At 50.2% G+C, this 26,253-nt stretch carries 26 protein-coding genes, 1 tRNA gene, 2 other RNA genes and 1 pseudogene; 15 read left to right on the forward strand and 15 right to left on the reverse strand.

Going from position 1 to position 26,253, the window contains the following annotated elements; translation table 11 throughout:
* Nucleotides 1-10: 10 nt before the first annotated feature.
* Nucleotides 11-889, forward strand: a complete 879-nt coding sequence (locus ACH0WD_RS07840; protein ID WP_000488346.1) for a manganese catalase family protein — start codon at nucleotides 11-13, stop codon at nucleotides 887-889.
* Between the two features lie 81 nt (nucleotides 890-970).
* Here ACH0WD_RS07840 and ompW read toward each other — a convergent pair whose 3' ends face one another.
* Nucleotides 971-1,609 carry an outer membrane protein OmpW gene (gene ompW / locus ACH0WD_RS07845; protein WP_000714798.1) on the reverse strand — a complete coding sequence of 213 codons (639 nt, stop codon included), beginning with the start codon at nucleotides 1,607-1,609 and terminating at the stop codon, nucleotides 971-973.
* 336 nt (nucleotides 1,610-1,945) lie between these two features.
* On the opposite strand from ompW, the gene ACH0WD_RS07850 reads away from it, so the two are divergent.
* The 4 genes from ACH0WD_RS07850 (at nucleotide 1,946) to yciA (ending at nucleotide 4,277) form a co-directional block, all read left to right on the forward strand.
* Complete coding sequence (locus ACH0WD_RS07850; RefSeq protein WP_000114954.1) at nucleotides 1,946-2,350, forward strand: YkgJ family cysteine cluster protein; 405 nt, start codon at nucleotides 1,946-1,948, stop codon at nucleotides 2,348-2,350.
* A 25-nt stretch (nucleotides 2,351-2,375) separates the two neighbouring features.
* Nucleotides 2,376-3,119, forward strand: a complete 744-nt coding sequence (locus ACH0WD_RS07855; RefSeq protein WP_000028507.1) for a YciC family protein — start codon at nucleotides 2,376-2,378, stop codon at nucleotides 3,117-3,119.
* Nucleotides 3,120-3,175: 56 nt separating this feature from the next.
* Nucleotides 3,176-3,715, forward strand: coding sequence for a septation protein A (locus ACH0WD_RS07860; protein ID WP_000808682.1), 540 nt, complete (start codon nucleotides 3,176-3,178; stop codon nucleotides 3,713-3,715).
* A 160-nt stretch (nucleotides 3,716-3,875) separates the two neighbouring features.
* The gene (gene yciA / locus ACH0WD_RS07865; protein ID WP_000210317.1) at nucleotides 3,876-4,277 is read left to right on the forward strand and encodes an acyl-CoA thioester hydrolase YciA; all 402 of its coding nucleotides are present in this window, start codon (nucleotides 3,876-3,878) and stop codon (nucleotides 4,275-4,277) included.
* A gap of 59 nt (nucleotides 4,278-4,336) precedes the next feature.
* On the opposite strand, the gene tonB is transcribed toward yciA, so the two are convergent.
* On the reverse strand, nucleotides 4,337-5,065 hold the full coding sequence (gene tonB, locus ACH0WD_RS07870) for a TonB system transport protein TonB (RefSeq protein ID WP_001525247.1): 729 nt from the start codon (nucleotides 5,063-5,065) through the stop codon (nucleotides 4,337-4,339).
* 223 nt (nucleotides 5,066-5,288) lie between these two features.
* Between tonB and ACH0WD_RS07875 the strand changes: the two genes are divergently transcribed.
* Nucleotides 5,289-5,585: a YciI family protein gene (locus tag ACH0WD_RS07875; protein ID WP_000967605.1), complete on the forward strand. Its 297-nt coding sequence runs from the start codon at nucleotides 5,289-5,291 to the stop codon at nucleotides 5,583-5,585.
* A gap of 43 nt (nucleotides 5,586-5,628) precedes the next feature.
* Here ACH0WD_RS07875 and ACH0WD_RS07880 read toward each other — a convergent pair whose 3' ends face one another.
* Nucleotides 5,629-5,802, reverse strand: coding sequence for a YciY family protein (locus ACH0WD_RS07880; RefSeq protein WP_001531561.1), 174 nt, complete (start codon nucleotides 5,800-5,802; stop codon nucleotides 5,629-5,631).
* Nucleotides 5,803-5,944: 142 nt separating this feature from the next.
* Between ACH0WD_RS07880 and cls the strand changes: the two genes are divergently transcribed.
* Together cls and ACH0WD_RS07890 are read left to right on the forward strand one after the other, a co-directional pair.
* On the forward strand, nucleotides 5,945-7,405 hold the full coding sequence (gene cls / locus ACH0WD_RS07885) for a cardiolipin synthase (RefSeq protein ID WP_000206886.1): 1,461 nt from the start codon (nucleotides 5,945-5,947) through the stop codon (nucleotides 7,403-7,405).
* A 33-nt stretch (nucleotides 7,406-7,438) separates the two neighbouring features.
* The gene (locus tag ACH0WD_RS07890; RefSeq protein ID WP_000425070.1) at nucleotides 7,439-7,768 is read left to right on the forward strand and encodes an HI1450 family dsDNA-mimic protein; all 330 of its coding nucleotides are present in this window, start codon (nucleotides 7,439-7,441) and stop codon (nucleotides 7,766-7,768) included.
* A 47-nt stretch (nucleotides 7,769-7,815) separates the two neighbouring features.
* On the opposite strand, the gene ACH0WD_RS07895 is transcribed toward ACH0WD_RS07890, so the two are convergent.
* The 7 genes from ACH0WD_RS07895 to ACH0WD_RS07925 form a co-directional block, all read right to left on the reverse strand.
* Nucleotides 7,816-8,652, reverse strand: a complete 837-nt coding sequence (locus tag ACH0WD_RS07895) for an ion transporter (protein ID WP_000059074.1) — start codon at nucleotides 8,650-8,652, stop codon at nucleotides 7,816-7,818.
* A gap of 47 nt (nucleotides 8,653-8,699) precedes the next feature.
* Nucleotides 8,700-9,704, reverse strand: coding sequence for a murein tripeptide/oligopeptide ABC transporter ATP-binding protein OppF (oppF, locus tag ACH0WD_RS07900; protein WP_000994696.1), 1,005 nt, complete (start codon nucleotides 9,702-9,704; stop codon nucleotides 8,700-8,702).
* Nucleotides 9,701-10,708, reverse strand: a complete 1,008-nt coding sequence (locus ACH0WD_RS07905; protein ID WP_000058857.1) for an ABC transporter ATP-binding protein — start codon at nucleotides 10,706-10,708, stop codon at nucleotides 9,701-9,703. Before ACH0WD_RS07905 ends, oppF begins: the two co-directional genes overlap by 4 nt.
* An 11-nt stretch (nucleotides 10,709-10,719) precedes the next feature.
* The gene (gene oppC / locus ACH0WD_RS07910) at nucleotides 10,720-11,628 is read right to left on the reverse strand and encodes an oligopeptide ABC transporter permease OppC (RefSeq protein WP_000979653.1); all 909 of its coding nucleotides are present in this window, start codon (nucleotides 11,626-11,628) and stop codon (nucleotides 10,720-10,722) included.
* A gap of 14 nt (nucleotides 11,629-11,642) precedes the next feature.
* The gene (gene oppB, locus ACH0WD_RS07915; RefSeq protein ID WP_000911097.1) at nucleotides 11,643-12,563 is read right to left on the reverse strand and encodes an oligopeptide ABC transporter permease OppB; all 921 of its coding nucleotides are present in this window, start codon (nucleotides 12,561-12,563) and stop codon (nucleotides 11,643-11,645) included.
* Between the two features lie 121 nt (nucleotides 12,564-12,684).
* Nucleotides 12,685-14,316 (reverse strand): oligopeptide ABC transporter substrate-binding protein OppA, encoded by a 1,632-nt coding sequence (gene oppA, locus ACH0WD_RS07920; RefSeq protein WP_001521098.1) that lies wholly within the window; start codon nucleotides 14,314-14,316, stop codon nucleotides 12,685-12,687.
* Nucleotides 14,317-15,092: 776 nt separating this feature from the next.
* A complete protein-coding gene (locus ACH0WD_RS07925; protein WP_000615840.1) occupies nucleotides 15,093-15,740 on the reverse strand; it encodes a YchE family NAAT transporter in 648 nt (215 codons plus the stop codon).
* Between the two features lie 476 nt (nucleotides 15,741-16,216).
* Here ACH0WD_RS07925 and adhE point away from each other — a divergent pair, with 476 nt between their 5' ends.
* Nucleotides 16,217-18,895, forward strand: a complete 2,679-nt coding sequence (gene adhE, locus ACH0WD_RS07930; protein WP_000301678.1) for a bifunctional acetaldehyde-CoA/alcohol dehydrogenase — start codon at nucleotides 16,217-16,219, stop codon at nucleotides 18,893-18,895.
* Nucleotides 18,896-19,091: 196 nt separating this feature from the next.
* On the opposite strand, the gene tdk is transcribed toward adhE, so the two are convergent.
* A complete protein-coding gene (gene tdk, locus ACH0WD_RS07935; protein WP_000068097.1) occupies nucleotides 19,092-19,709 on the reverse strand; it encodes a thymidine kinase in 618 nt (205 codons plus the stop codon).
* Nucleotides 19,710-20,371: 662 nt separating this feature from the next.
* On the opposite strand from tdk, the gene hns reads away from it, so the two are divergent.
* Nucleotides 20,372-20,785: a histone-like nucleoid-structuring protein H-NS gene (gene hns, locus ACH0WD_RS07940; protein ID WP_001287383.1), complete on the forward strand. Its 414-nt coding sequence runs from the start codon at nucleotides 20,372-20,374 to the stop codon at nucleotides 20,783-20,785.
* A 131-nt stretch (nucleotides 20,786-20,916) separates the two neighbouring features.
* Here hns and galU read toward each other — a convergent pair whose 3' ends face one another.
* From galU to rssA, 4 genes and pseudogenes are all read right to left on the reverse strand, one after another.
* Nucleotides 20,917-21,825, reverse strand: a complete 909-nt coding sequence (gene galU / locus ACH0WD_RS07945; protein ID WP_000729450.1) for a UTP--glucose-1-phosphate uridylyltransferase GalU — start codon at nucleotides 21,823-21,825, stop codon at nucleotides 20,917-20,919.
* Between the two features lie 202 nt (nucleotides 21,826-22,027).
* Complete coding sequence (rssB, locus tag ACH0WD_RS07950) at nucleotides 22,028-23,041, reverse strand: two-component system response regulator RssB (protein WP_000193432.1); 1,014 nt, start codon at nucleotides 23,039-23,041, stop codon at nucleotides 22,028-22,030.
* 90 nt (nucleotides 23,042-23,131) lie between these two features.
* A pseudogene (locus ACH0WD_RS07955) lies at nucleotides 23,132-23,212 on the reverse strand (hypothetical protein); the annotation flags it as partial.
* A gap of 52 nt (nucleotides 23,213-23,264) precedes the next feature.
* A complete protein-coding gene (rssA, locus tag ACH0WD_RS07960; protein ID WP_001230575.1) occupies nucleotides 23,265-24,170 on the reverse strand; it encodes a patatin-like phospholipase RssA in 906 nt (301 codons plus the stop codon).
* 110 nt (nucleotides 24,171-24,280) lie between these two features.
* Here rssA and ACH0WD_RS07965 point away from each other — a divergent pair, with 110 nt between their 5' ends.
* The 5 genes from ACH0WD_RS07965 to ACH0WD_RS07985 all read left to right on the forward strand — a co-directional run bounded on the left by ACH0WD_RS07965 (nucleotide 24,281) and on the right by ACH0WD_RS07985 (nucleotide 26,233).
* Nucleotides 24,281-24,739, forward strand: a complete 459-nt coding sequence (locus ACH0WD_RS07965; RefSeq protein ID WP_001747570.1) for a YchJ family protein — start codon at nucleotides 24,281-24,283, stop codon at nucleotides 24,737-24,739.
* A gap of 50 nt (nucleotides 24,740-24,789) precedes the next feature.
* Nucleotides 24,790-25,632, forward strand: a complete 843-nt coding sequence (purU, locus tag ACH0WD_RS07970) for a formyltetrahydrofolate deformylase (RefSeq protein WP_001191152.1) — start codon at nucleotides 24,790-24,792, stop codon at nucleotides 25,630-25,632.
* A gap of 170 nt (nucleotides 25,633-25,802) precedes the next feature.
* Nucleotides 25,803-25,944: non-coding RNA, RtT sRNA (locus ACH0WD_RS07975), on the forward strand.
* A gap of 28 nt (nucleotides 25,945-25,972) precedes the next feature.
* Nucleotides 25,973-26,057: transfer RNA gene (locus tag ACH0WD_RS07980), tRNA-Tyr, on the forward strand.
* A gap of 44 nt (nucleotides 26,058-26,101) precedes the next feature.
* A non-coding RNA gene (locus tag ACH0WD_RS07985) (RtT sRNA) lies at nucleotides 26,102-26,233 on the forward strand.
* Nucleotides 26,234-26,253: the final 20 nt, after the last annotated feature.

Consider the following 26,253-nt stretch of genomic DNA (forward strand, 5'->3'; position numbering starts at 1 on the left):
AGGAGGCAATATGTTTCGACACGTAAAACAACTTCAATATACTGTGCGAGTGAGCGAACCTAATCCTGGATTAGCGAACCTGCTGCTGGAACAGTTTGGCGGCCCGCAGGGCGAACTGGCGGCCGCCTGCCGCTACTTCACGCAAGGTTTAAGCGATGATGATGCCGGTCGTAGAGAGATGTTAATGGACATCGCCACCGAGGAGTTGAGTCATCTGGAAATTATCGGCTCACTGGTAGGAATGCTTAATAAAGGCGCTAAAGGCGAGCTGGCGGAAGGCATCGAAAGCGAAGCGGAACTTTATCGCTCGTTGACGCAGAATGGTAATGACAGCCATATCACCTCTCTGCTGTATGGCGGCGGCCCGGCGTTGACGAACTCCGGCGGCGTACCGTGGACCGCGGCTTATATTGATACTATCGGCGAAGTCACAGCCGATCTACGCTCAAACATCGCGGCAGAGGCGCGAGCGAAGATTATTTATGAACGCCTGATTAACCTGACCGACGATCCTGGCGTAAAAGACACGCTCAGTTTCTTAATGACCCGTGAAGTCGCGCACCAGCTCTCTTTTGAAAAGGCGCTGTATTCGATTCGTAACAACTTCCCGCCGGGTAAATTACCGCCGGTAGAACAGTATACCGACGTGTACTACAACATGTCGCAAGGCGACGATCCGCGAGGTAGCTGGAATAGCGATGAGAACTTCAACTATGTCGCAGAACCGATGCCTGCTGTTGATGGCGGCGATGGCCTGGCGACAGTGAAATTGCCGCGCGAGCAGATGGCGCTGCTCAAAGCGATGGCAGAAAGAACGAAATCGGACCCCACCGTTGATCCTCTCACTGGCGCAGAACTAGGCTGCGGCGAACCGAAAGAAGACAAGTGAGTTCCGACAAGTAAAATCCGTGTGTCATGTCCTTTTTTGACCCCGCCTGGCGGGGTCTTTTTTCGTCACAACATCACGCGATTAGAAACGATAGCCTGCCGAGAACATAAATACCCATGGGTCCAGACGCACGCTGTCATGCTGCTGCACGCCGCCCATTTTATAATTGGCGGTAGTATCAATATCCATGTACCAGACAGAGGCGCCAATTAACCAGTCGCGGTTAATCAGGTAATCTACCCCAACTTGCCCTGCCGCGCCCCAGGAATCCTTAAAGCTCAGATCGGACAGCCCGGTCTTTTTACCATTATCGTTAAAGTCGTTATCGAAGAAGGTGGTGTAGTTCACCCCCACGCCGACATAAGGACGCACTTTGCTGCTGGAATCGCCGAAGTACCACTGCGCCATTAACGTTGGCGGTAACAGGTGGACCGTGGCGATATCACCCGTCGCGCCCGTACCCACCTTATGGCGGAACGGCGTGGCCGCCAGCAATTCAACCCCGATATTGTCCGTCGCCATGTAAGTGAATGTCAGGCCGAGTTGCGTGTTATTACTCACATCAAACCCGTTTAAATGCCCCAGCGTACCACCCGCCCCTTCTGTAGGTCTGACGGTTGCCGGACCTGCACGCATAAAGAATTCTCCGGCTTCGTGCGCGAACGCGCTGCCTGAGAGAAGAGTTGTTAACGCCAGTGCCGCCACTGTAAATTTTTTCATACCCGCTCCATCGTTATGGTTATAAAAGCGTGATGAATATACCCACAATGAAGTAATAAGTGATCTAACACAGATCACATTTGTTCTTATAATTTAACATTTATTGATCCAGATTAATTTAGAACTTGTATTGAAAATCCTGGTTATAGGAATTCAGATCAATTTTGACATATTCACGCTATGCAAATATTTGTCTGCTCCTGTTGCCCTGGCGATAAAGGCTGGCTAAGGTAATCAATGTCCCGCAATGGCGCGTGGCGGTAAGATTCGCGAACACTGCGGGACAGATTTATTTCCGTTGTAATCTATTGATACGTGAGTTTTTGCAGGTGAATCATGAGCGTTCTTAACCCATGCATGACATGCGGTGCCTGTTGTGCCTATTTTCGTGTCTCCTTTTATTGGGCTGAAGGCGACGATGCCAGCGGATGCGTTCCGGCGTCATTAACCGAGCCCGTTACCCCTTTTTTACGTTGTATGGCCGGTACAAACCAAAAACAGCCGCACTGTAAAGCGCTAATTGGCACGCCGGGTGAAAACGTCAGTTGCGCTATTTATGAAAACCGCCCTTCAACCTGTCGCGAATTTTCGATATCGGGCGAAGGAGGCGAAGTGAATGAGGCGTGCAATCGCGCCCGCGCGCGATACGGATTACCGCCGCTTTACAAAGATATGCTTTTCCATACAACTGCTGATGCTGCCACTGTAGAGTTATCCAGGGTACAATTGCCCGCAAATTAACACCTGCAAAACTCAAGGAGAGTGCATGTCTATCACGGCGAAGTCCGTTTACCGTGACGCCGGAAATTTTTTCCGAAATCAATTTATTACTATCTTGCTGGTTTCGTTGCTGTGCGCATTTATCACGGTGGTCTTAGGTCATGCCTTTTCACCCAGCGATGCGCAAATCGCGCAACTCAGTGAAGGAGAACATCTGGCAGGCAGCGCTGGCCTGTTTGAGCTGGTACAAAATATGACGCCGGAGCAGCAGCAGATCCTGTTGCGCGCCTCTGCCGCCTCGACGTTTTCCGGGCTTATCGGCAATGCTATTCTGGCCGGCGGTATCATCCTGATGATTCAGTTAGTTTCAGCGGGACATCGGGTTAGCGCGCTGCGCGCTATCGGCGCCAGCGCCCCTGCATTGCCTAAACTGTTTATTCTTATTTTTCTGACTACCCTGTTAGTGCAAATCGGTATAATGCTGATTGTCGTTCCGGGGATTATTATGGCCATTGTGCTGGCGCTTGCGCCAGTGATGTTGGTTGAAGAGAAAATGGGCGTGTTTGCCGCAATGCGCAGCAGTATGCGTTTAGCCTGGGCTAACATGAGACTGGTCGCGCCTGCGGTGATAGGCTGGTTACTGGCTAAAACATTGCTATTGCTGTTCGCGCCCAGCTTCGCTGTACTGACCCCAAATGTAGGCGCTGTACTGGCGAATACGTTGAGCAATCTGATTTCCGCAGTATTGCTTATCTACTTATTCCGCCTGTATATGTTGATTCGCCAATAATCCGCAATGCGCCGTTACGCGGCGCATTCGACGCTCGTTGATGATGGAATCGAAGAATGAAGCAGTTTCTGGATTTTTTACCGCTGGTTGTCTTTTTTGCGTTTTATAAACTTTATGACATCTATGCGGCGACCTCCGCACTGATTGTCGCGACGGCAATCGTGCTGATTTATAGCTGGGTGCGCTATCGGAAAATAGAGAAGATGGCGCTGATTACCTTTGTTCTGGTTGCCGTCTTCGGCGGTCTGACGCTCTTCTTCCATAACGATGAATTTATTAAATGGAAGGTGACGGTTATTTATGCGCTGTTCGCCGGCGCGCTGTTAATAAGCCAGTGGGTGATGAAAAAACCGTTAATCCAACGTATGTTAGGTAAAGAACTGGCGTTGCCGCAGCAGGTCTGGTCAAAGCTGAACCTGGCGTGGGCGCTGTTTTTTATTGCGTGCGGTCTGGCTAACATTTATATCGCCTTCTGGTTGCCGCAAAATATCTGGGTCAACTTTAAGGTCTTTGGACTCACGGCGCTGACGCTCATTTTTACCCTGCTGAGCGGCGTCTATATCTACCGGCATCTGCCACAGGAAGATAAATCATAACCCTCCCGTGACTTATCATCGCCAGACTGCGAACGCCTGGCGATATTTTCTTCGCCTTTACGCCCTGCGCTTTCCCGTCAGTACCTTTATTCCCACTATTCTCCACACAAAATTCATAGTAGCATCGCGGCTGTAATTTTTTCTGATAGTCGGTTTTACAATGACAACAATGGATAATACTCCTCAGGGCGAGCTGGTTTTACGTACATTGGCCATGCCTGCCGATACCAATGCGAACGGCGATATTTTTGGCGGCTGGCTGATGTCGCAAATGGATATTGGCGGCGCGATACTGGCCAAAGAGATCGCGCACGGTCGGGTTGTAACCGTACGCGTGGAAGGAATGACATTTCTGCGCCCCGTCGCGGTTGGCGATGTCGTATGCTGCTACGCGCGCTGCGTTAAACGCGGTACGACGTCTATTAGCATCAATATTGAAGTCTGGGTGAAAAAAGTCGCGTCAGAACCGATTGGACAGCGCTACAAGGCCACCGAGGCGCTGTTTATTTATGTTGCCGTCGATCCGGACGGTAAACCTCGCCCGCTCCCGGTTCAGGGTTAAGTATACCCGCTTACGCCGCCAGCAGGTGATGGTATATTCCTGGCTGGCGGCGCCAGAGATTACTCAATCTGCGCCGTACCGTTCAGACGGAAGATAATATTGACCACCAGCCCGGAACCCGGCTTGCCTGCTTCATAGCGCCATTTTCGCATCGCATTCTTAACTTCACGCTCAAACATATTGGCTGGCTGCGCGGACAGAATCTGTACATTTTCCACTCGCCCAGCAGAGGTCACGTCAAACTTCACCTTTACGCGGCCTTCAATACGTAACGCCTGTGCTCGCGCCGGATATTGCGGCTGGTTACGGCTCAGAGCGCGAGGTCCAGTGGGCACGCTCACCGCCGGCTTGCTGGTCGCCGAGGCGGTGCTGCTTGTTGGCCGCGCCGGGGCGCTATTTTCAAACGGTGAGGCAGGACGCGGCGCGGCTGGTTTGACTTCGCGCTTCGGCTGCTCTTCAACCTTTTTCACCGGTTCCGGTTTCGGTTTTGGCTTGGGTTTTGGCTTAGGTTTGGGTTTCTCAATCACCACGGGCGCTTCTTTAGGCGGTTCAGGGATCGGCTCTGGCTCCGGTTCGGGTTCAACCACCGGCTCCGGCGGCGGCTGAACCGCCTGGGGCGGCTCCAGGTCAGCGGGTGAAACCATTGTCACCGTGATAGGCTGCGCTGGCGCAGGCAATTCAATAACCTGATGTACCGAGGTATAGAGCAAACCTGCCACTACAGCACCATGAATGCCTACGGAAAGGAGTGTCGGCCAGGGAAAGCGACGAGGTAAATCAAGGGTCATTGAAGTCATAATCGTTTCAGTTGAAAAACCAGAGCTGAATTTTAAATGCAAATAGCAATCATATTCAATAAGGCATTGCCGATAGCGGCATTTAAAAGATGATATTGCACAAAAACACCACACAAAATGTGCATGTTTAACAAAGTCGGTATCTTTACATTGCAGTTAAATGCCCTTTCCAATAACGTAATCAGCAACTTTTACCGATTAAGGAGCTCTACCCGTGCTGTATGTTATTTACGCTCAGGATAATGCCAACTCGCTTGAAAAACGCCTCTCGGTACGGCCCGCGCATCTGGCGCGCCTGCAACTTCTGCATGATGAAGGGCGATTATTAACTGCCGGGCCGATGCCCGCAGTGGACAGTAACGATCCTGGGGTAGCCGGATTTACCGGGTCAACGGTGATTGCTGAATTTGAATCTTTAGAAGCAGCGCAATCCTGGGCTGATGCGGATCCCTACGTCGCAGCGGGCGTCTATGCGCAGGTTTCGGTCAAACCGTATAAGAAGATCTTTTGAAAAGTATAGCCTGTTGGGCACCGCATACGGTGCCCTTTCTGGCTCACACACCGTGAATCGCAAAGAGTAATGAATTACGCTGACGATTAAAGATGCATTTCCTGATGGTATGGATACGCATATTACGGCGTGATTGCCCTTCAAGCCAACGCGCTTTACGGCGGCTCGCCTGACGTAGCATTCGCCAGCGCCCCACTTCCGTTCTACTACGCTTCATGTTTACGACTCTCACTGTAACAGAAGCGCCATTATACCCCCTCGCCGGATGCAGACCAGCGCTTTTCCCGTGTTTTTATTTGCCATGTGAATCCTGACGCGTAAACTCTTAACAACACGCTTTCTAAAGGATTTTTAAAGTTATGACAACCTTCTACACCGTGGTGAGTTGGCTGGTCATTTTGGGATACTGGGTTCTCATTGCCGGCGTCACATTACGTATTCTAATGAAACGGCGCGCAGTTCCCTCCGCAATGGCCTGGTTGTTAATCATCTATATCCTTCCGCTGGTCGGGATCATCGCCTATTTGTCCGTGGGCGAATTGCATTTAGGCAAACGTCGCGCCGAGCGTGCCCGCGCCATGTGGCCGTCTACCGCCAAATGGTTGAATGACCTCAAAGCCTGCAAACACATTTTCGCGCAAGAAAACAGTAGCGTCGCATCGTCCTTGTTTAAGCTGTGCGAACGACGTCAGGGGATTGCGGGCGTCAAAGGCAACCAGTTGCAATTGCTTACCGACTCCGATGATGTCATGCAGGCGCTTATTCGCGATATCCAACTGGCGCGGCATAATATCGAAATGGTGTTTTACATCTGGCAGCCAGGCGGCATGGCGGATCAGGTCGCTGAATCGCTAATGGCCGCCGCCCGCCGCGGCATCCATTGCCGGCTTATGCTGGACTCCGCGGGTAGCGTCGCTTTCTTCCGCAGCCCCTGGGCGGCCATGATGCGTAACGCTGGCATTGAAGTCGTAGAGGCGCTGAAGGTGAATCTGATGCGCGTCTTTTTACGCCGTATGGATCTTCGCCAGCACCGTAAAATGGTGATGATTGACAATTACATCGCCTATACCGGCAGTATGAATATGGTGGACCCGCGTTTTTTCAAACAGGATGCCGGCGTTGGGCAATGGGTCGATTTGATGGCGCGGATGGAGGGCCCCGTGGCGACAGCAATGGGGATTGTTTACTCCTGCGATTGGGAAATCGAGACGGGTAAACGCATTCTGCCTCCCCCGCCGGACGTGAATATTATGCCGTTTGAGCAGGCCAGCGGGCATACCATTCATACCATTGCTTCCGGTCCTGGTTTTCCGGAAGATCTCATTCACCAGGCACTATTAACCGCCACCTATGCTGCGCGCGAATATTTAATTATGACCACGCCATATTTCGTCCCCAGCGACGATCTGCTGCACGCCATTTGTACCGCTGCGCAGCGCGGCGTGGATGTCAGTATTATCCTGCCCCGTAAAAATGATTCACTGCTCGTCGGCTGGGCCAGTCGCGCCTTTTTCAGCGAGTTACTGGCGGCGGGCGTGAAAATCTATCAGTTCGAAGGCGGGCTGTTACATACCAAAAGCGTGCTGGTCGATGGCGAACTGAGCCTGGTCGGTACCGTGAATCTCGACATGCGTAGCCTGTGGCTTAATTTCGAGATTACGCTGGTCATTGATGATACGGGTTTCGGCGCCGATCTGGCTGCGGTACAGGACGATTATATTTCGCGCTCCCGCCTGTTAGATGCGCGTTTGTGGGTAAAACGTCCGTTATGGCAGCGTATTACCGAGCGATTGTTTTACTTCTTTAGTCCATTGCTGTAAAACGTGACCAACATGAGTAAACAGGTAGTCACTATGGAAATGGATCTGAACAATCGCCTGACTGAAGACGAAACGCTTGAGCAGGCTTACGATATTTTTCTTGAGCTGGCGGCGGATAATCTTGATCCGGCTGATATCATTCTGTTCAATTTGCAATTCGAGGAGCGCGGCGGCGCGGAGTTGTTTGATCCCGCTGAAGACTGGCAAGAGCACGTCGATTTTGACCTGAATCCAGACTTTTTTGCCGAGGTGGTAATTGGCCTGGCGGATACCGAAGACGGCGAAATTAACGACATTTTCGCCCGCGTTCTGCTGTGCCGGGAAAAGGACCACAAGCTGTGCCATATTCTCTGGCGCGAATAAGCGGTTCAGGCCGGATGGCGTCTGATTGCGCCCTCCGGCAAGCCTGTTTAATCCGGTAGCTTACTGCCGCATCGGTTACAATATTGCGCGCTATGTTCATGCTGGCTTTGCTGGCACTGCGGACATTTTCGCTGCCAGTGACGTTTTTGAAACGCGCTGCTCATGTGCGTGGTAATCAGTCCTGTAGGAATCGCAATCACCGAATAACCAATCAAAATAAGCACCGACGCGACAATACGTCCCAGCGGCGTATGCGGCGTAATATCACCATACCCCACGGTTGTGACTGTCACTATCGCCCAATACACCGAGGCATTAAGCGTCGTGAAGCCATATTTCGGTCCTTCAATAAGATACATCAGGGCACCGAAAATAATCATCACGATCGCAATAAATGAATAGAACAGAATAAGCTGATGACGCGCGCTAATAATGGCGCTCCAGAATACGCGCAGGGATGGCATAAAGCGTAGCAGTTTAAGAATACGCAGCACGCGAATCGCTCGCATAGCACGCCAGGCAAACATATAGTTCAGGCTAATTTCCGGCCACAGCCACATGACGTACAGCGGCAAAATCGTCACCAGATCAATAAATCCCCAGAAACTAAAAACGTATTTTGCCGGTTCGGGCCAGCTAAACAGTCTGAGCAAGTATTCACCGGTAAATATCAGGGTAACGCAGAGCTCCAGCCAGACAAAAATATGCCATTCATCAAATGTCAGGTGATATTCCGTTCCTACGCCTGATTCAACAAAAATGACCAGTACGCTAAGCAGCGCAAACAGCGCGCATAACCCTTCAAAACGGCGACCTGAGCGCGTAGTCAAATCGAACAGATTATGATAAAGACGACGGCGAACCGACGACAAAGAAAGTGACACGGTAACCTCACCTAAAAGAAGGGCTGACGAATTGTCAGCCCTTGCGATTATAACGGGTCTACTTTAAGGCAGGAAACGGCATGGCGAAAACTCCCTTCCAGCACCGGTCGCGTTTGCGCGCATTCTGGCCCGGCTATCGGACAGCGTGTACGGAACACGCAGCCGGAAGGCGGGTTAATGGGCGAAGGTAATTCGCCCTCCAGCAATTGTATCTTCTTATTTCGCTCCAGATCGGGATCGGGAATCGGTACCGCCGACATCAGCGCTTTGGTATAAGGATGCAGTGGATTATGGTACACCTCATCATAGGTGCCCAATTCTACTGCATGACCGAGATACATCACCAGGACACGATCGGATATGTGCTTTACGACCGCCAGGTCGTGCGCAATAAAAATCAACGACAGCCCCATCTCTCGCTGTAACTGCTGGAGCAAATTCACCACCTGCGCCTGAATAGAAACGTCCAGCGCCGACACCGGCTCATCGCAAATAATAAGCTTAGGTTCCAGGATCAACGCCCGGGCGATACCGATGCGCTGGCACTGCCCCCCGGAAAATTCATGGGGATAACGGTTGATGAGATTCGGCAGCAGCCCCACTTTCAGCATCATGGCTTTCACGCGGTCACGCACGTCCTGGCGCGAAAGTTTAGGATGATAAGTGCGCAGCGGTTCAGCGATAATTTCGCCAATCGTCATTCGCGGGTTGAGTGACGCCAGCGGGTCCTGGAAAATCATCTGGATATCGCTGCGCACCTCGCGCCACTCATCCGCTTTCATGCCCAACAGATCTTTTCCCAGCCAGGCGACTTTACCGTCTGTCGCCTTCACCAGACCAATAATGGCGCGCGCAAACGTCGACTTGCCGCAGCCGGATTCGCCCACCACGCCCAGCGTTTCGCCTTCATACAGGCGTAGCGTAACGCCGTCCACCGCTTTCAGGGTTTTCGGCGGTTGCCAGAACCACTGCTTTCCTTCTTTGATATCAAAATGTACTTTCAGATCGGCGATTTCGAGGAGAACTTTACGTTGTTCAATCACAGCATTCATAGCAGTTCCTCCACCGGTTTAAAACAGGCGCGCAAGCGACCAGGACTGAACGCTTCAAGTGGCGGCGCATTATTGCAGATCTCCATCGCATGAGGACAACGCGGCTGGAATGGACACCCTTTAGGCAAACGCAATAAATTGGGAGGATTGCCCGGAATCGTCAGCATTTCCGCCCCCTCGCTATCCAGACGCGGCACCGCATTAAGCAGGCCTATCGAATACGGATGAACGGGCTGATAAAAGACATCGCGCGCCTTACCGTATTCCATGGTACGCCCGGCATACATTACCAGGACCTTATCGCAAATACCCGCGACCACGCCCAGATCGTGGGTAATCATGATAATGGCGGTATTAAATTCGCGCTTTAGCTCATTAAGCAAGGTCATAATCTGCGCCTGCACGGTAACATCAAGCGCGGTGGTAGGCTCATCGGCAATAAGCAGTTTCGGCCTGCACAACAGCGCCATCGCAATCATCACACGTTGACGCATTCCGCCGGAAAATTCGTGCGGGTACATTTTCATCCGTTTGCGCGCTTCCGGCATTTTTACGGCATCCAGCATTCTGACGGACTCTTCAAAAGCTTCCGCTTTGCTCATCCCTTTATGCAGCATTAGGACTTCCATTAACTGCTCCCCAACGCGCATATAAGGATTTAGCGAGGTCATCGGGTCCTGAAAAATCATCGAAATCTGTTCTGCGCGCAGCGTATTCAGTTCGCGCTCAGGTAGATTAAGAATTTCACGTCCGTTGAAGGTCGCAGAACCGCCGATTCGACCATTCGTCGCCAGCAGTCCCATTAATGCGAACGCCGTTTGCGATTTCCCCGATCCAGACTCGCCAACAATGCCTAACGTTTCTCCAGCGCGAAGCGTAAAGTTCAGATCGTTGACCGCCGTCACATCGCCATCAGGCGTAGCGAACGTAACACGAAGATCGTTTACCTCCAGCAGTACATTCGCCGGTTGCGGCGCCTGAGTTGCGGTTTCTGATAAGCTCATGGCTGTACTCCTTAACGATCTTTCGGGTCGAGGGCATCACGCAGGCCATCGCCAATAAAGTTAAAACAGAATAACGTCACCACGAGAAAGCCAGCCGGAAACAGCAGCAGCCACGGTGAGACTTCCATTGAATTTGCGCCATCGCTCAACAACGCTCCCCAACTGCTTAACGGTTCCTGCGTCCCAAGCCCCAGGAAACTGAGGAAAGACTCAAACAGAATCATGCTGGGCACCAGCAACGATGCATACACTACCACTACGCCCAGGACGTTAGGCACAATATGGCGGATCACAATGCTGGCGGTCGACACACCACCCACCTGCGCGGCTTCGATGAACTCTTTACGTTTAAGACTTAGGGTTTGGCCACGCACGATACGCGCCATATCAAGCCAGGAGACCATGCCGATGGCGACGAAAATCAACAGAATGTTCTGCCCAAAAAACGTCACCAGCAAAATCACAAAGAACATAAACGGGAACGAGTTGAGGATCTCCAACAAACGCATCATCACAGAATCAATTTTGCCGCCCAGATACCCGGACAGCGAGCCATACAGCGTTCCGACAATGACCGCCACCAGCGCGGCGGCAATCCCGACCATCAATGAGATACGCCCGCCGATGGCAACGCGCACCAACAGATCGCGCCCGGAAGAGTCAGTGCCGAAATAGTGGCCGGACGCCATATCCGGCGCGCTGGACATCATGCCCCAGTCGGTATCGAAATAGGTAAATTGCGACAGCATAGGCGCCACTGTCACGAACAGGGCTATCAGAAACAGGACAATAAGACTGGCCACCGCCGCACGGTTATGCATAAAGCGCCGACGGGCATCTTGCCAAAGGCTGCGACCTTCCACCTCCAGCTTTTCACTGAAATTTTCCAGCGTCTCGCTGTTTTTCTTACTTAACATCATCGCGAGCTCCAGTATCAATAGCGAATTTTCGGGTCGATAACGGCATAGAGCACATCGACAATGGCGTTAAACAATATGGTCAGCGCCCCGACTAAAATGGTCAAACTTAACACCAGCGAGTAATCGCGGTTGAGCGCGCCATTAACGAAAAGCTGCCCAATGCCCGGTAAGCCATAAATCGTTTCAATCACCATTGAGCCGGTAATAATGCCGACAAAGGCTGGCCCCATATAGGATAAAACCGGCAGCAGCGCAGGTTTTAACGCATGGCGGAAGATGATTCTGCGCATCGGTAATCCTTTTGCCCGCGCGGTACGAATAAAGTTCGAATGCAGAACTTCAATCATTGAGCCGCGCGTAATACGAGCGATGCTGGCAATATAGGCCAGTGAAAGCGCGACCATCGGCAGGATCATAAATTTTAACGCCCCGCCGTTCCAGCCGCCGCCAGGCAGCCATTGCAAGGTTATCGCAAAGACCATCACCAGTAACGGCGCCACCACAAAACTGGGGATAACGACGCCGGTCATGGCAAATCCCATCACCGTATAATCCCATCGCGTATTTTGCTTTAGCGCGGCAATCACGCCAGCGCTGACACCAATAATGACCGCCAGCAAAAAAGCGGCGGCGCCAAGTTTCGCCGAAACGGGGAAGCTGGCGGCAACCAGATCGTTGACCGTGTAATCTTTATATTTAAACGATGGTCCAAAATCGCCATGCGCCAGCTGCTTCAGGTAGCTGAAGTACTGCGTCATGATGGGATCGTTCAGATGATATTTTGCTTCAATATTGGCCAGCACTTCCGGCGGCAATGCGCGCTCGCCGGTAAAAGGACTCCCCGGCGCGAGGCGCATCATAAAGAAAGAGATGGTAATAAGAATAAACAGCGTCGGAATCGCTTCCAGACAGCGGCGTAAAATAAATTTCAACATTGCCCGTACCTTCTGGCCTGTGCCTTTACTTCCCGGACGTGACAAAAGATCCGCCAGGGAAAGTTATAGTGCGATGAAAAAAGACACCATGGGACAACCGCAGTTGTCCCATGTCTTGCCATTAATGTTTGATAATATATAAGTTTTTCACATAAATATTATCCAGCGGGTCTTTACCGGTATACCCGCCCACCCAAGGTTTCACCAGGCGCGCGTTAACGTAGTAATACACCGGCACAATAGCCGAGTCTTTATCTAACTGCTGCTCCGCTTTAGCGTAGAGTTCGCTGCGCTGCGTATCGTCCGCCACTTTCAGCGTGTCGGCAATCAGCTTATCAAACGCCGGGCTCTTATAATGCGCGGTGTTATTTGAACTGTCGGACAACATGGTATTCAGGAACGAGGTCGGTTCATTATAATCTGCGCACCACCCGGCTCTGGCGACATCAAAGGTGCCCTGATGACGGGTATCCAGGAAGGTTTTCCATTCCTGATTCTCCAGATTCACATTGACACCCAGATTTTTCTTCCAGATAGACGCCACGGCAATAGCCAGTTTTTTATGCAGATCGGAGGTGTTATACAGCAGGTCGAATGTTAAGGGCTTATCCGCCGTAAAGCCGGCTTCAGCCAACAATTTCTTCGCTTCTTCATTACGCTTTTGCTGGGACCATTTGAACCACTCAGGCTCTACCAGTTTTGCGCCATCGGTATACGGCGGCGTGTAGCTATAAGCGGGTAAATCGCCCTGATTTTTAACCTTATTAACAATAATGTCGCGATCTAACGCCAGTTTCAGCGCGGTACGCACGCGGACATCGTTAAACGGCGCTTTTTGATTATTAATTTCGTAATAATAGGTACACAAATAAGGGTCTACGCGGACTTCATTCGGGATCTCTTTCTTCAGTTTCTGGAATAATTCGATCGGCATATTGTTATAAGTCATATCGATCTCGCCGCTGCGGTAGCGGTTAACATCCGTCACCTCCGAAGAGATAGGCAAATAAGTTACCTGATTGATGACGGTTTTGGCGTTATCCCAGTATTGCGGGTTACGCTCCAGCACGATACGTTCGTTCACCACCCAGTTTTTTAACTTATAAGCGCCGTTAGTGACAATATTGGCCGGTTGCGTCCATTTATCGCCAAATTTTTCGACCGCCGATTTCGGTACAGGCGACACTGAAGGGTGGACCAACAATTTGTAGAAATAAGGCACCGGCTCACTTAAGGTCACTTCAAAGGTGTGATCATCAAGCGCTTTTACCCCCAGATCGGTGGCGGGTTTTTTACCGGCGATAATGTCATCGATATTAGCGATATGACCGTATTGCAGATAGCTGGCGTACGGCGATGCCGTATTAGGATCGGCCAGGCGTTGCCAGCTATAAACGAAATCATGGGCGGTGACGGGCGTACCATCTGACCATTTCGCATTTTCACGTAGATGGAATGTCCAGACTTTAAAATCTTTATTTTCCCATTTTTCCGCGACGCCCGGTGAAGGATGCCCCTCGACATCACTAATTAATAAGCCTTCGAAGAGGTCACGGCTGACGTTCGATTCCGGCACGCCTTCAATTTTATGCGGGTCGAGAGACTGCACTTCTGATCCGTTATTACGTACCAACGTTTGCTTGTCGGCTAACTGAACGCCGGCGGGCACGTCTGCCGCAGTCGCGGCGCTGGCGGCGATGAGCGCAGTGAGTATTCCCGCTGCAATCAAACTTTTTTTCGTGATGTTAGACATTGTGTTTGTACTCCACTCATTATAATTACTGGTTTTTACCAGCCTGTTTAATCCCGTCAGGGCTCCTGTGCAGCACTGGTGGTGTACTGCCAGGTCTGTCACTGCTTTTGCTATCACCGACTTTATTTATTCTGACGATTCGTTCGATCGCCTTTCGTCGATTCGGTATACGACGTACCTGCCCACGTCGCACGTTATTTCTGACAACCATGTAAATGAAAATAGTTATCAACAATGTGAAATCTTCTGCAAAATGTTTGGCCGAAAAGTATCAAATGCGTTTCTGAACCGCCAATTCATTTTACAATTTTGTTAACCAATTCTCTTTTATGGAAAAATCCCTGCCCAGAAAAACAGTTAAAGAATGTTAAAAATATTTAATTTGTTCTTTATAATCAACAAGTTGAAAGAAAAATATCTCTCTGTCGCATCGTAGGTTATGCCTGCGCCAGAAAACACACACAAATTTAACAAATGCTCATTATTTAGCACATTCATCTACGATGGAGCTGAAACAACTAATAACATTTCAATAATCCTTCATCAAGCCCCAGAGTATGGTGTGAATAAAATAACAGACCTACCGCTTCTCACGGACTCAGTAATGTTGATAATAGTTTGATTAATAAAAATAAATAGCGTTAGATTATATTAGTATTTTTTATCATTAAAACGCTGAATGCTTATCAAAGTAAGAAGTGTTACGTGGGAATGTCACTGGGAATGTCACAAGGCGGCCCCCTTAGGGCACCGCCTGTAAATCAACAGGTGGGAGTTTAGTTGAGCAAGCCGGGGAAAATGCCTTTTATTCCTGTGACAATAAATTCGATGCCGAGCGCCATTAACAACAACCCCATGATTCGGGTAATAACGTTGATACCGGTTTGCCCCAGCAAACGAACCAGCCACGGCGCCATACGGAACACGCCCCAGCAGCAAAGCGCAAAAAGCGCAATGGCAACTGAAAAACCAAGCAAATGCGCGATGCTGTGATAACGCGTCCCCCAGACGATAGTGGAGCTAATCGCCCCTGGCCCCGCCATTAACGGCAGCGCTAACGGCACAACGCCAATGCTCTCGCGTATGGCCGTCTCTGACTTTTCTTGCTTGTTTTGTTTATCTTCCCCCAGCTTCCCGCTGATCATCGACATTGCAATGGTGACAACCAGGATACCGCCCGCAATTCTGAACGAGTCAATAGAAATACCAAACAGCTGCAGGATGCCATCGCCGAGGAATAAGGAACTCCACAAGATAATCGCAACCGACAGATTCGCGGTGAGGTTAGTTTTATTACGCGCCGTGGCCGTCTGGTAGCTGGTCATGCTGATGAAAACGGGGATAATCCCCACCGGGTTAACCAGCGCAAAGAGCCCGATAAAGAACTTAAAGTAAACAGGAAAATCAAAAAGCGGTTGAATCACGGTTAGCTCCGAAGCGTTAGCCGGATGAAGTCAATGTTCGTTAATGATCAAAACGCGCAGAAGATACGCCTTTTATTCGCATAGTTCACCTCTTATCTACACCTAATTTCATCCATTCATCGCTGTTATTTATATGTACTCGTTATGCTAATCCACTTACTCTTCATGACAACGATTTCTTAACAATTTACATAAAAGGCTAAAATGGCCTGCTGAAAGGTGTCAGCTTTGCGTAATCTTGATTTAGATCACACAATCGCTACTCAGAAGTGAGTAATCTTGCTTACGCCACCTGGACGTAACGCGTTAGAGTTAAATGATACTAACGCAGAAGCTCTTTTAGTAAATCAGAGCGAAACGGACGTTAAGTAACCACCTGAATTTCAGGCATTTATACAAAGTATCGTCGATCTGTCTATACTCACGTATCGCGCAGATGATTTACTAAAAAAGTTTAACATTATCAGGAGAGCATTATGGCTGTTACTAATGTCGCTGAACTTAACGCACTCGTAGAGCGTGTAAAAAAAGCCCAGCGTGAATATGCCAGTTTCACTCAAGAACAGGTCGACAAAATCTTCCGCGCCGCCGCTCTGGCAGCCGCTGATGCCCGCATTCCGCTGGCCAAAATGGCTGTCGCCGAATCCGGTATGGGTATCGTGGAAGACAAAGTGATTAAAAACCACTTCGCTTCTGAATATATTTACAATGCCTATAAAGATGAAAAAACCTGCGGCGTGCTGTCTGAAGACGACACCTTCGGGACCATCACCATTGCTGAACCTATCGGCATTATTTGCGGTATCGTTCCAACCACTAACCCAACCTCTACCGCGATCTTCAAATCGCTGATTAGCCTGAAGACCCGTAACGCCATCATCTTTTCTCCGCATCCGCGCGCTAAAGAAGCAACCAACAAAGCGGCAGACATCGTTCTGCAAGCGGCTATCGCTGCCGGCGCGCCGAAAGATCTGATTGGCTGGATCGATCAACCTTCCGTAGAACTGTCTAACGCGCTGATGCACCACCCGGATATTAACCTGATCCTCGCCACTGGCGGTCCAGGCATGGTTAAAGCTGCATACAGCTCCGGTAAACCGGCTATCGGCGTAGGCGCAGGCAACACTCCGGTTGTCATTGATGAAACTGCGGATATCAAACGCGCTGTGGCGTCTGTTCTGATGTCTAAAACCTTTGATAACGGCGTAATCTGTGCTTCTGAACAGTCTGTTGTCGTTGTTGATTCCGTCTATGATGCCGTTCGCGAACGTTTCGCCAGCCATGGCGGCTACATGCTGCAGGGCCAGGAGCTGAAAGCAGTTCAAAACGTTATCCTGAAAAATGGCGCCCTGAACGCCGCTATCGTCGGTCAGCCAGCCTACAAAATTGCTGAACTGGCAGGCTTCTCCGTACCAGAAACCACCAAGATTCTGATCGGTGAAGTTACGGTCGTTGATGAAAGCGAACCGTTCGCACACGAAAAACTGTCTCCGACTCTGGCGATGTACCGTGCGAAAGATTTCGAAGAAGCGGTAGAAAAAGCAGAAAAACTGGTCGCTATGGGCGGTATCGGTCACACCTCCTGCCTGTACACTGACCAGGATAACCAGCCAGAACGCGTTGCTTACTTCGGTCAGATGATGAAAACCGCGCGTATCCTGATCAACACCCCGGCCTCTCAGGGTGGTATCGGTGACCTGTACAACTTCAAACTCGCACCTTCCCTGACGTTGGGTTGTGGTTCCTGGGGTGGTAACTCCATCTCTGAAAACGTTGGTCCGAAACACCTGATCAACAAGAAAACCGTTGCTAAGCGAGCTGAAAACATGTTGTGGCACAAACTTCCGAAATCTATCTACTTCCGCCGTGGCTCTCTGCCCATCGCGCTGGATGAAGTGATTACTGATGGCCACAAACGTGCGCTCATCGTGACTGACCGCTTCCTGTTCAACAACGGCTACGCAGACCAGATCACCTCTGTGCTGAAAGCGGCTGGCGTTGAAACCGAAGTCTTCTTCGAAGTTGAAGCCGACCCGACGCTTTCCGTTGTTCGCAAAGGCGCTGAGCTGGCTAACTCCTTCAAACCGGACGTGATTATCGCGCTGGGCGGTGGTTCCCCGATGGACGCCGCGAAAATCATGTGGGTCATGTACGAACACCCGGAAACTCACTTCGAAGAACTGGCGCTGCGCTTTATGGACATCCGTAAACGTATCTACAAGTTCCCGAAAATGGGCGTGAAAGCGAAAATGATCGCCGTCACCACCACTTCCGGTACCGGTTCTGAAGTCACACCGTTTGCGGTTGTGACCGACGATGCAACCGGTCAGAAATATCCGCTGGCTGACTATGCCCTGACCCCGGATATGGCGATTGTCGATGCCAACCTGGTGATGGATATGCCGAAGTCCCTGTGTGCGTTCGGTGGTCTGGATGCGGTAACTCACGCCCTGGAAGCTTACGTTTCCGTACTGGCTTCTGAGTTCTCTGACGGTCAGGCTCTGCAGGCCCTGAAACTGCTGAAAGAAAACCTGCCGGCGTCTTACCACGAAGGGTCTAAAAACCCGGTTGCGCGTGAACGTGTTCACAGTGCAGCGACTATCGCCGGTATCGCGTTTGCCAACGCCTTCCTGGGTGTATGTCACTCCATGGCGCACAAACTGGGCTCTCAGTTCCACATTCCACACGGTCTGGCGAACGCCCTGCTGATTTGTAACGTTATCCGCTACAACGCGAATGACAACCCGACCAAGCAGACCGCATTCAGCCAGTACGATCGTCCGCAGGCACGCCGTCGTTACGCTGAAATTGCTGACCACCTGGGCCTGAGCGCGCCGGGCGATCGTACCGCCGCTAAGATTGAAAAACTGCTGGCATGGCTGGAAAGCATTAAAGCTGAGCTGGGCATTCCTAAGTCTATCCGTGAAGCAGGCGTACAGGAAGCTGACTTCCTGGCCCACGTTGACAAACTGTCTGAAGATGCCTTCGATGACCAGTGCACCGGCGCTAACCCGCGTTATCCGCTGATCTCCGAACTGAAACAGATTCTGCTGGATACCTACTACGGTCGTGATTTCACCGAAGGTGAAGTTGCAGCGAAGAAAGACGTCGTTGCCGCACCGAAAGCAGAGAAAAAAGCGAAAAAATCCGCTTAATTCGTTATCTGCTTTAGCATGACAATAACGGCCTCAATTGAGGCCGTTTTTTTGTTTTACCTGTTTATCTGATGCCTGAAGGCGCTATGCTGATCATCTGGCCTACGTGCTCACGGCACGCCCTTCGTCAGGAGGCCTGAATAATGACCTCCAAAGCGCTACAGGGCGTTTTATAAGCCGATCGTTACCTCAGGTATCATATGTGCCGATGACGCTCCTGAATCGCCGTCAGTGAGCCCTCCTCCAGCGCGTCCTTATAATGCTTACGGCAAACTGAAACGTAGCGTTCATTCCCGCCAATAACCACCTGTTCGCCTTCGTTATAAGGCCTGCCGTCCTGATCAAGGCGCAGAACCATACTGGCTTTACGACCGCAGAAACAGATAGTTTTTAATTCCACCAGCTTATCTGACCATGCCAGCAAGTATTGGCTGCCGACAAAGAGCTCCCCACGAAAGTCTGTTCGTAGCCCATAGCAAAGTACTGGAATATCTAATTTGTCGACAACCTCGGATAATTGATAAACCTGCTGGCGAGTCAAAAACTGGCTTTCGTCGACTAACACGCAATGTATTGTCTGCCGCGCGCTCTCGGCACGAATCTCTTCAAACAAGGATGTATTTTGGTTAAACAATTTTGCCGGCGACGACAAACCGATACGAGAGCTGACTTTGCCTGCGCCGAAACGATCGTCGATTTCCGCCGTATATACGACGGTACGCATCCCGCGTTCCTGATAATTGTATGAAGATTGCAGCAGTGCAGTCGACTTACCCGCATTCATTGCCGAATAGTAGAAATATAGCTGTGCCATTGGTCGCAGGACCTCACCTGAGTGAAATAAAGATTGGCGGGATTGTACCATAATTTACCGACGCGACGGCGCGGCTCGCGCTCCGGTGAGTATTAAGAATTGTACAAACATCGCTCACTATACCCAAAATAATTCGCGTTGCTTAAAGGCGGCAAGGGAGTGAGTGCCCAGGAGCATAGATATCTATGTGGCTGGGGTGAGCGAGCGTAGCCAACACATAAGCAACTTGAAGTATGAAGGGTATATACACATTCCTTCACAAATTATGCCGTTAAAATTCATCAACAATGCTTATCATCACCCGCCAATATGAAAACCTTGTACTTATTGTTACCGTTACTCATACCCGGTGCAAAGTAATAGGGTTTTCTTGTAAGGAAAGCTAATACAAGAGATTGATATCTCTGCAATGAGATCGTATTTCATCATGATAAAATGTGACCTGACTCCTAAATTTTTAGCGACAGACGGTGAGTATCCCCCCTGCCAATAAGCTCTTTTTTGTGCGGCGCCTCAAGGAAAATTTAAGTTGAGATAATTAAAACGTGTGCTTAATAAAGCGTAATTTTGAATTCCTTACATTCCTGGCTATTGCACAACTGAATTTATCGCTCTATTATTAGCTCAACAAACCACCCCAATATAAGTTTGAGATTACTACAATGAGCGAAGCACTTAAAATTCTGAACAACATCCGTACTCTTCGTGCGCAGGCAAGAGAATGTACTCTGGAAACGCTTGAAGAAATGCTGGAAAAATTAGAAGTTGTCGTTAATGAGCGTCGTGAAGAAGAAAGCGCTGCTGCTGCTGAAGTGGAAGAACGCACTCGTAAACTGCAACAGTATCGTGAAATGTTAATTGCCGACGGCATTGACCCGAATGAACTGCTGAATAGCATGGCTGCCGCTAAATCCGGCACCAAAGCTAAACGCGCAGCTCGTCCGGCTAAATATAGCTATGTTGACGAAAACGGTGAAACTAAAACCTGGACTGGCCAGGGTCGTACACCGGCTGTAATCAAAAAAGCAATGGAAGAACAAGGTAAGCAACTGGAAGATTTCCTGATCAAGGAATAATTTACTTCCTGGATGCTTAAAATCCCGCCGCTGGCGGGATTTTTTTTGCCTGAGTTCTCCGCTGACGACCCCAGGCATAAAAAAAGCGCCGGATTTACCAGCGCTTCTGTTAAAAAATTTATAACGTATCGTTACTTCTTAATACCCATTTCTTCTTCAAGCCAGGCTTTAAATTCAGCACCCAGCGAATTATGACGGATGCCATATTCAACGAATGCCTGCATATATCCTAACTTATTACCACAGTCATGGCTTTTACCCTTCATGTGGTAGGCTTCAACCGTTTCTTTTTCGATCAGCATATCGATAGCATCGGTCAACTGAATTTCATCCCCGGCGCCCGGAGGGGTTTTCGCCAGCAACGCCCAGATATCCGCGCTCAACACATAACGCCCGACAATCGCAAGGTTAGACGGCGCGACATCCGCTTTTGGTTTTTCAACCACGCCAACCATCGGCACACTTTCGCCCGGCGCCAGCTCAACGCCTTTACAATCGACCACGCCGTATGCAGTCACATCTTCTACTGGCTCAACCATAATCTGGCTATTGCCGGTTTCATCGAAACGGCGGATCATTTCAGCCAGGTTATCCTGAGACAGGTCGGACTCATATTCGTCAAGAATAACGTCTGGCAGAATAACAGCGACAGGTTCGTTTCCGACAACGGGATGCGCGCACAATACGGCATGGCCCAGGCCTTTTGCCAGCCCTTGACGTACCTGCATAATAGTGACATGCGGAGGGCAAATAGACTGAACCTCCTCCAGAAGCTGACGCTTAACGCGTTTTTCCAGCATCGCTTCCAGCTCAAAACTGGTATCAAAGTGGTTTTCAATAGAGTTTTTAGACGAGTGCGTAACAAGCACGATTTCAGTAATGCCAGCAGCGATACATTCGTTCACGACGTACTGAATTAATGGCTTATCAACCAGCGGCAGCATCTCTTTCGGGATAGCTTTGGTCGCTGGCAGCATCCTGGTTCCCAATCCCGCGACCGGGATAACGGCTTTTTTGACTTTCGAATTAAGGGCAGCCATTTAAAATTCTCCTGGACTGTTCATGTATTGAACGTGTTCATTAATCTGTATCGTGTTCCAGTATATCAGTACCAGAACAAGCCTCAGGTCCAAAAAGGACTTATATTGGTATAATTAAGACAAATACTTATAAATCTGCCGCAGATAGTAACACTCGTCGGGAAAGGCCGGTAAAGCAATTTCCGCTCACTCTTCCGTTTGGTCATTCCGCAGACAACATCAATCGCAGACGCCCTCCTGCGCCCCATATTTGACACTGCCACGAGTCGCAACGCTGGCTTAATTGGTTAAGGTAGGCGTTACCCAATGTTCCTAGCGGCACGCCGCTGCTAATTTGAACCTGATGAGCGCCCGTATTTAAGGTGGCGTTCAATCCGGCGGAGACGAGAATCAAATTTTTGAGCTCACTGTGATAGTAGCCGACAAATAGCGGGAATTGCCCAGGTAAATTGGCTTGTCTGAGCAGATGATTTACCTGTTTTAATAGCGCGCCTAACTCCGGTAAACGGTGCTTTTGTTGGCCGAGCTGATCCTGCAATAAGCCGTTAAATAGCGCCCGCAGCAACAATGCGGCTAACACGCCGTTATCGCCCGCCCGGGTGACATCCAGGCAATAAAATGCCAGTTCGTTATCAGATAGCGGCGCAATATCCAGCACCAGTCCAGGCTGATCGGCGGAGACGAGCTGCCGATAATTAATGCGGCAATGGGAAATCACCTGCTGTACCGGGGGCTGCAATTCCTGCAACAATTGTGCTGCGGCGGTTGGATTACTCACCATTGCATCCCAGTCACGAAACAGGCGTTCTTCTTCTTCAACCCGCGAGTTAAACATATTAGGGTATAAGCAAGCGAATACGGTTTCCCGCAAGCGGTTGAGATCTTTTACCGGCTTCAGCAGGACATCTTCAACCCCAAGGCGTAACGCTTTGGCGATATCCGCCATATTTTCTGTTGCGGAAATAACCAGAATAGGCGTCTGGTCTCCGCGATTACGTAAGTTTTCTACCAGTTTGAGACCGTTCATTCTCGGCATCGCGATATCACATATCATGAGATCAGGGGTAAAACGCCCCATCAACTCCAGGGCATCCACCCCGTCGCCTGCCAATGCCGTTGTCGCTCCCAAAGAGGAAAACCACGAATCCAGAAGCGAGCGAAATACAGGCTCGTCTTCAACAATAAGAATCTGTTTTCCGACCAATGGCTGCGTCATGTTCTCTCCCCTGACTGGCTTTAATCAATAGTGGCATGGTATTGCCGCTTGCGCCTGTCAGAATTTGCTTAAGTGATCGTAAAAGGTACATTAAACGTCGGTACGCACCAAGGGTATAAGTTCGTCCATCTTTTTCTCTACGGCTAACTGACCCGCCGCAATAGCGGCATGGTATTGCCGCTTGCGCCTGTCAGAATTTGCTTAAGTGATCGTAAAAGGTACATTAAACGTCGGTACGCACCAAGGGTATAAGTTCGTCCATCTTTTTCTCTACGGCTAACTGACCCGCCGCAATAGCGGCATGGGCGCGATGAAAATCCAGCGTAGAGATTTGCGGACAGAATGGTTGAATGAGAATATCAGGCGGATCGCCAGCCATACGGTTACGTTTAAGACGATTTTCCAACACCTGAATGGAGGTTGTCATGATTTCCATTGCCCCAGGCGAACTCACGCCACGGCGTGAAGTCAGGCTACTGAAACGTTCTTTTAAACGCTTATGCCAGGGCAGCGCATCATCGCTCTCTTCATTGATATTCCCGACATTTACAGAGAGCAAATCTTGCTGCATGAGGTGGGCATCATGTTGCAGGTCTACCGCAATAACGATATCAGCCCCCAGCGCCCTGGTTAACGAAACAGGTACCGGATTAACGACTGCGCCATCTACCAGCCAGTAACCGTTATGCTCAACCGGAGACATCAGCCCTGGCATACTGCACGACGCGCGTACGGCAAGGTGTAGATCGCCTTCAGTAAACCATAGCTCTCGTCCAGTGCTAAGATTCGTCGCGACCGCGCCAAAACGTCTTGAACAGTGGTCAAAATCCGTGACGGGCATAATATCCCGATAGTGATTAAATACGCGTTCGCCGCGAAGCAACCCTCCTCTGCCCCAGGATACATCCATCAGGCGTAAAACATCCCAGTAGCGGAATGAACATACCCACTGTTCAAGCGCCGATAATTTATTACAGGCATACGCGGCGCCGACCAGTGAACCTATTGAGCATCCTGCAACGATATCAATATCAATGCCTGTTTGCTTGAGGGCTTTGATGACCCCAATATGAGACCATCCTCTCGCTGCGCCAGATCCCAGCGCCAGCCCTATTTTCATTTTTCTCATCGTACTTAACGACTTCCCCTGGCTTCAAGACGTAGCAACATCGCCACTGCTCAGTTAACATAATGCCACCCTGGCGTTCAACGCCGTTTTTTATATTCAGGGAGATTATTGTGTCTCAGCCTTGTCCCTGTGGTAGCGCTGACGAGTATAGCCTATGTTGTGGTCGTATTGTGTCCGGAGAACGAGTAGCACCCGATCCGTCACATCTCATGCGCTCTCGTTACTGCGCTTTTGTGATGAAAGACGCAGATTACTTAATTAAGAGCTGGCATCCAACCTGCAATGCGGCCGCGTTTCGTGATGATATCATCGCCGGATTTGCCAATACCAGGTGGCTCGGCCTGACTATTTTTGAACATACCTGGTCAGAAGCAGAAAATACAGGGTATGTTAGTTTTATCGCGCGTTTTTCCGAACAAGGGAAAACCGGGGCGATTATCGAACGTTCTCGTTTTATCAAAGAAAACGGTCAGTGGTATTATATTGACGGTACCCGCCCGCTGTTGGGTCGAAACGATCCCTGCCCGTGCGGTTCAGGCAAAAAATTTAAAAAGTGCTGCGGCCAGTGACGCCTGACAGTATCGATACAGCAAACACTCTCAACAGGATTTTTCCGGCAATGCAATCACTACAACGTAAAGTTCTGCGTACTATTTGTCCCGATCAAAAAGGCCTTATCGCGCGGATTACCAACATTTGCTATAAGCACGAGCTTAATATTGTGCAAAACAATGAATTTGTGGACCATCGCACCGGACGCTTTTTTATGCGGACCGAGCTGGAAGGCATCTTCAATGATTCCACTCTTCTGGCCGATCTGGACAGCGCCTTACCGGAAGGCTCTGTTCGTGAACTCAATCCCGCCGGACGCCGTCGGGTAGTGATTCTGGTTACCAAAGAGGCGCATTGTCTGGGCGACCTGCTGATGAAAGCCAACTATGGCGGGCTGGATGTTGAAATCGCCGCGGTCATTGGCAACCATGAAACGTTACGCTCGCTGGTTGAACGTTTTGAGATCCCTTTCGAACTGCTCAGCCATGAGGGATTAACGCGTGAAGAGCATGACACGAAGATGGCGGACGCCATTGATGCCCATCAACCGGACTATGTAGTGCTGGCCAAGTATATGCGTGTTTTGACGCCAGGTTTTGTGGCGCGCTTCCCGAACAAAATTATCAATATCCACCACTCATTCCTGCCGGCGTTTATCGGCGCGCGTCCTTATCATCAGGCCTATGAGCGCGGCGTGAAAATCATCGGCGCTACCGCGCACTATGTGAATGATAATCTGGATGAAGGCCCAATCATTATGCAGGACGTGATTCATGTCGATCACACCTACACCGCAGAAGATATGATGCGTGCCGGGCGCGACGTTGAGAAAAACGTATTAAGCCGCGCGCTGTATCAGGTTCTGGCGCAGCGGGTCTTTGTTTACGGCAATCGGACGATTATTCTTTAATCGTCAGTAATATGAATTGATTAGCTTTAATCCGTTACGGATGAAAAGTACGCAAACAGTTCATTTCAGGCAAAGGAATGCTTTACAGCGGCGTGTCATTTGATATGATGCGCCCCGCTTCCCAAAAGGAAGCGGGCCAGTATTAAGCATTACCCCGTGGTGGGGTTCCCGAGCGATCATAAGGGAGCTGACTGCAAATCTGCCGTCATCGACTTCAAGGTTCGACTCGAGCAATAGTGAGAGAACGTTGCCGCAGGCAACGGCCCGAAGGGTGAGGAGCTTTAGCTCCGAATAATCCTTCCCGCTATAGAATGCAAGCAGCATAATGAATTTATCCCGTGGTGGGGTTCCCGAGCGGCCAAAGGGAGCAGACTGTAAATCTGCCGTCATCGACTTCGAAGGTTCGAATCCTTCCCCCACCACCATTATTCACTACAGCGATGTAGTTAACTCGATGAGCAATGCAGAAGTCTGCACTTGTCGGGGAAGGGTGAGAACCTTCGATTAAGGTTCGACTCGAGCGAAAGCGAGAGAACGTTGCCAACGGCAACGGCCCGTAGGGTGAGGAGCGAAGCGACGAATAATCCTTCCCCCACCACCATCTTCAAGCTTTACCTACAA

Origin of the sequence: Salmonella sp. 2020_1395 (assembly GCF_043848115.1) — a bacterium.
Classification (GTDB): domain Bacteria; phylum Pseudomonadota; class Gammaproteobacteria; order Enterobacterales; family Enterobacteriaceae; genus Salmonella; species Salmonella enterica.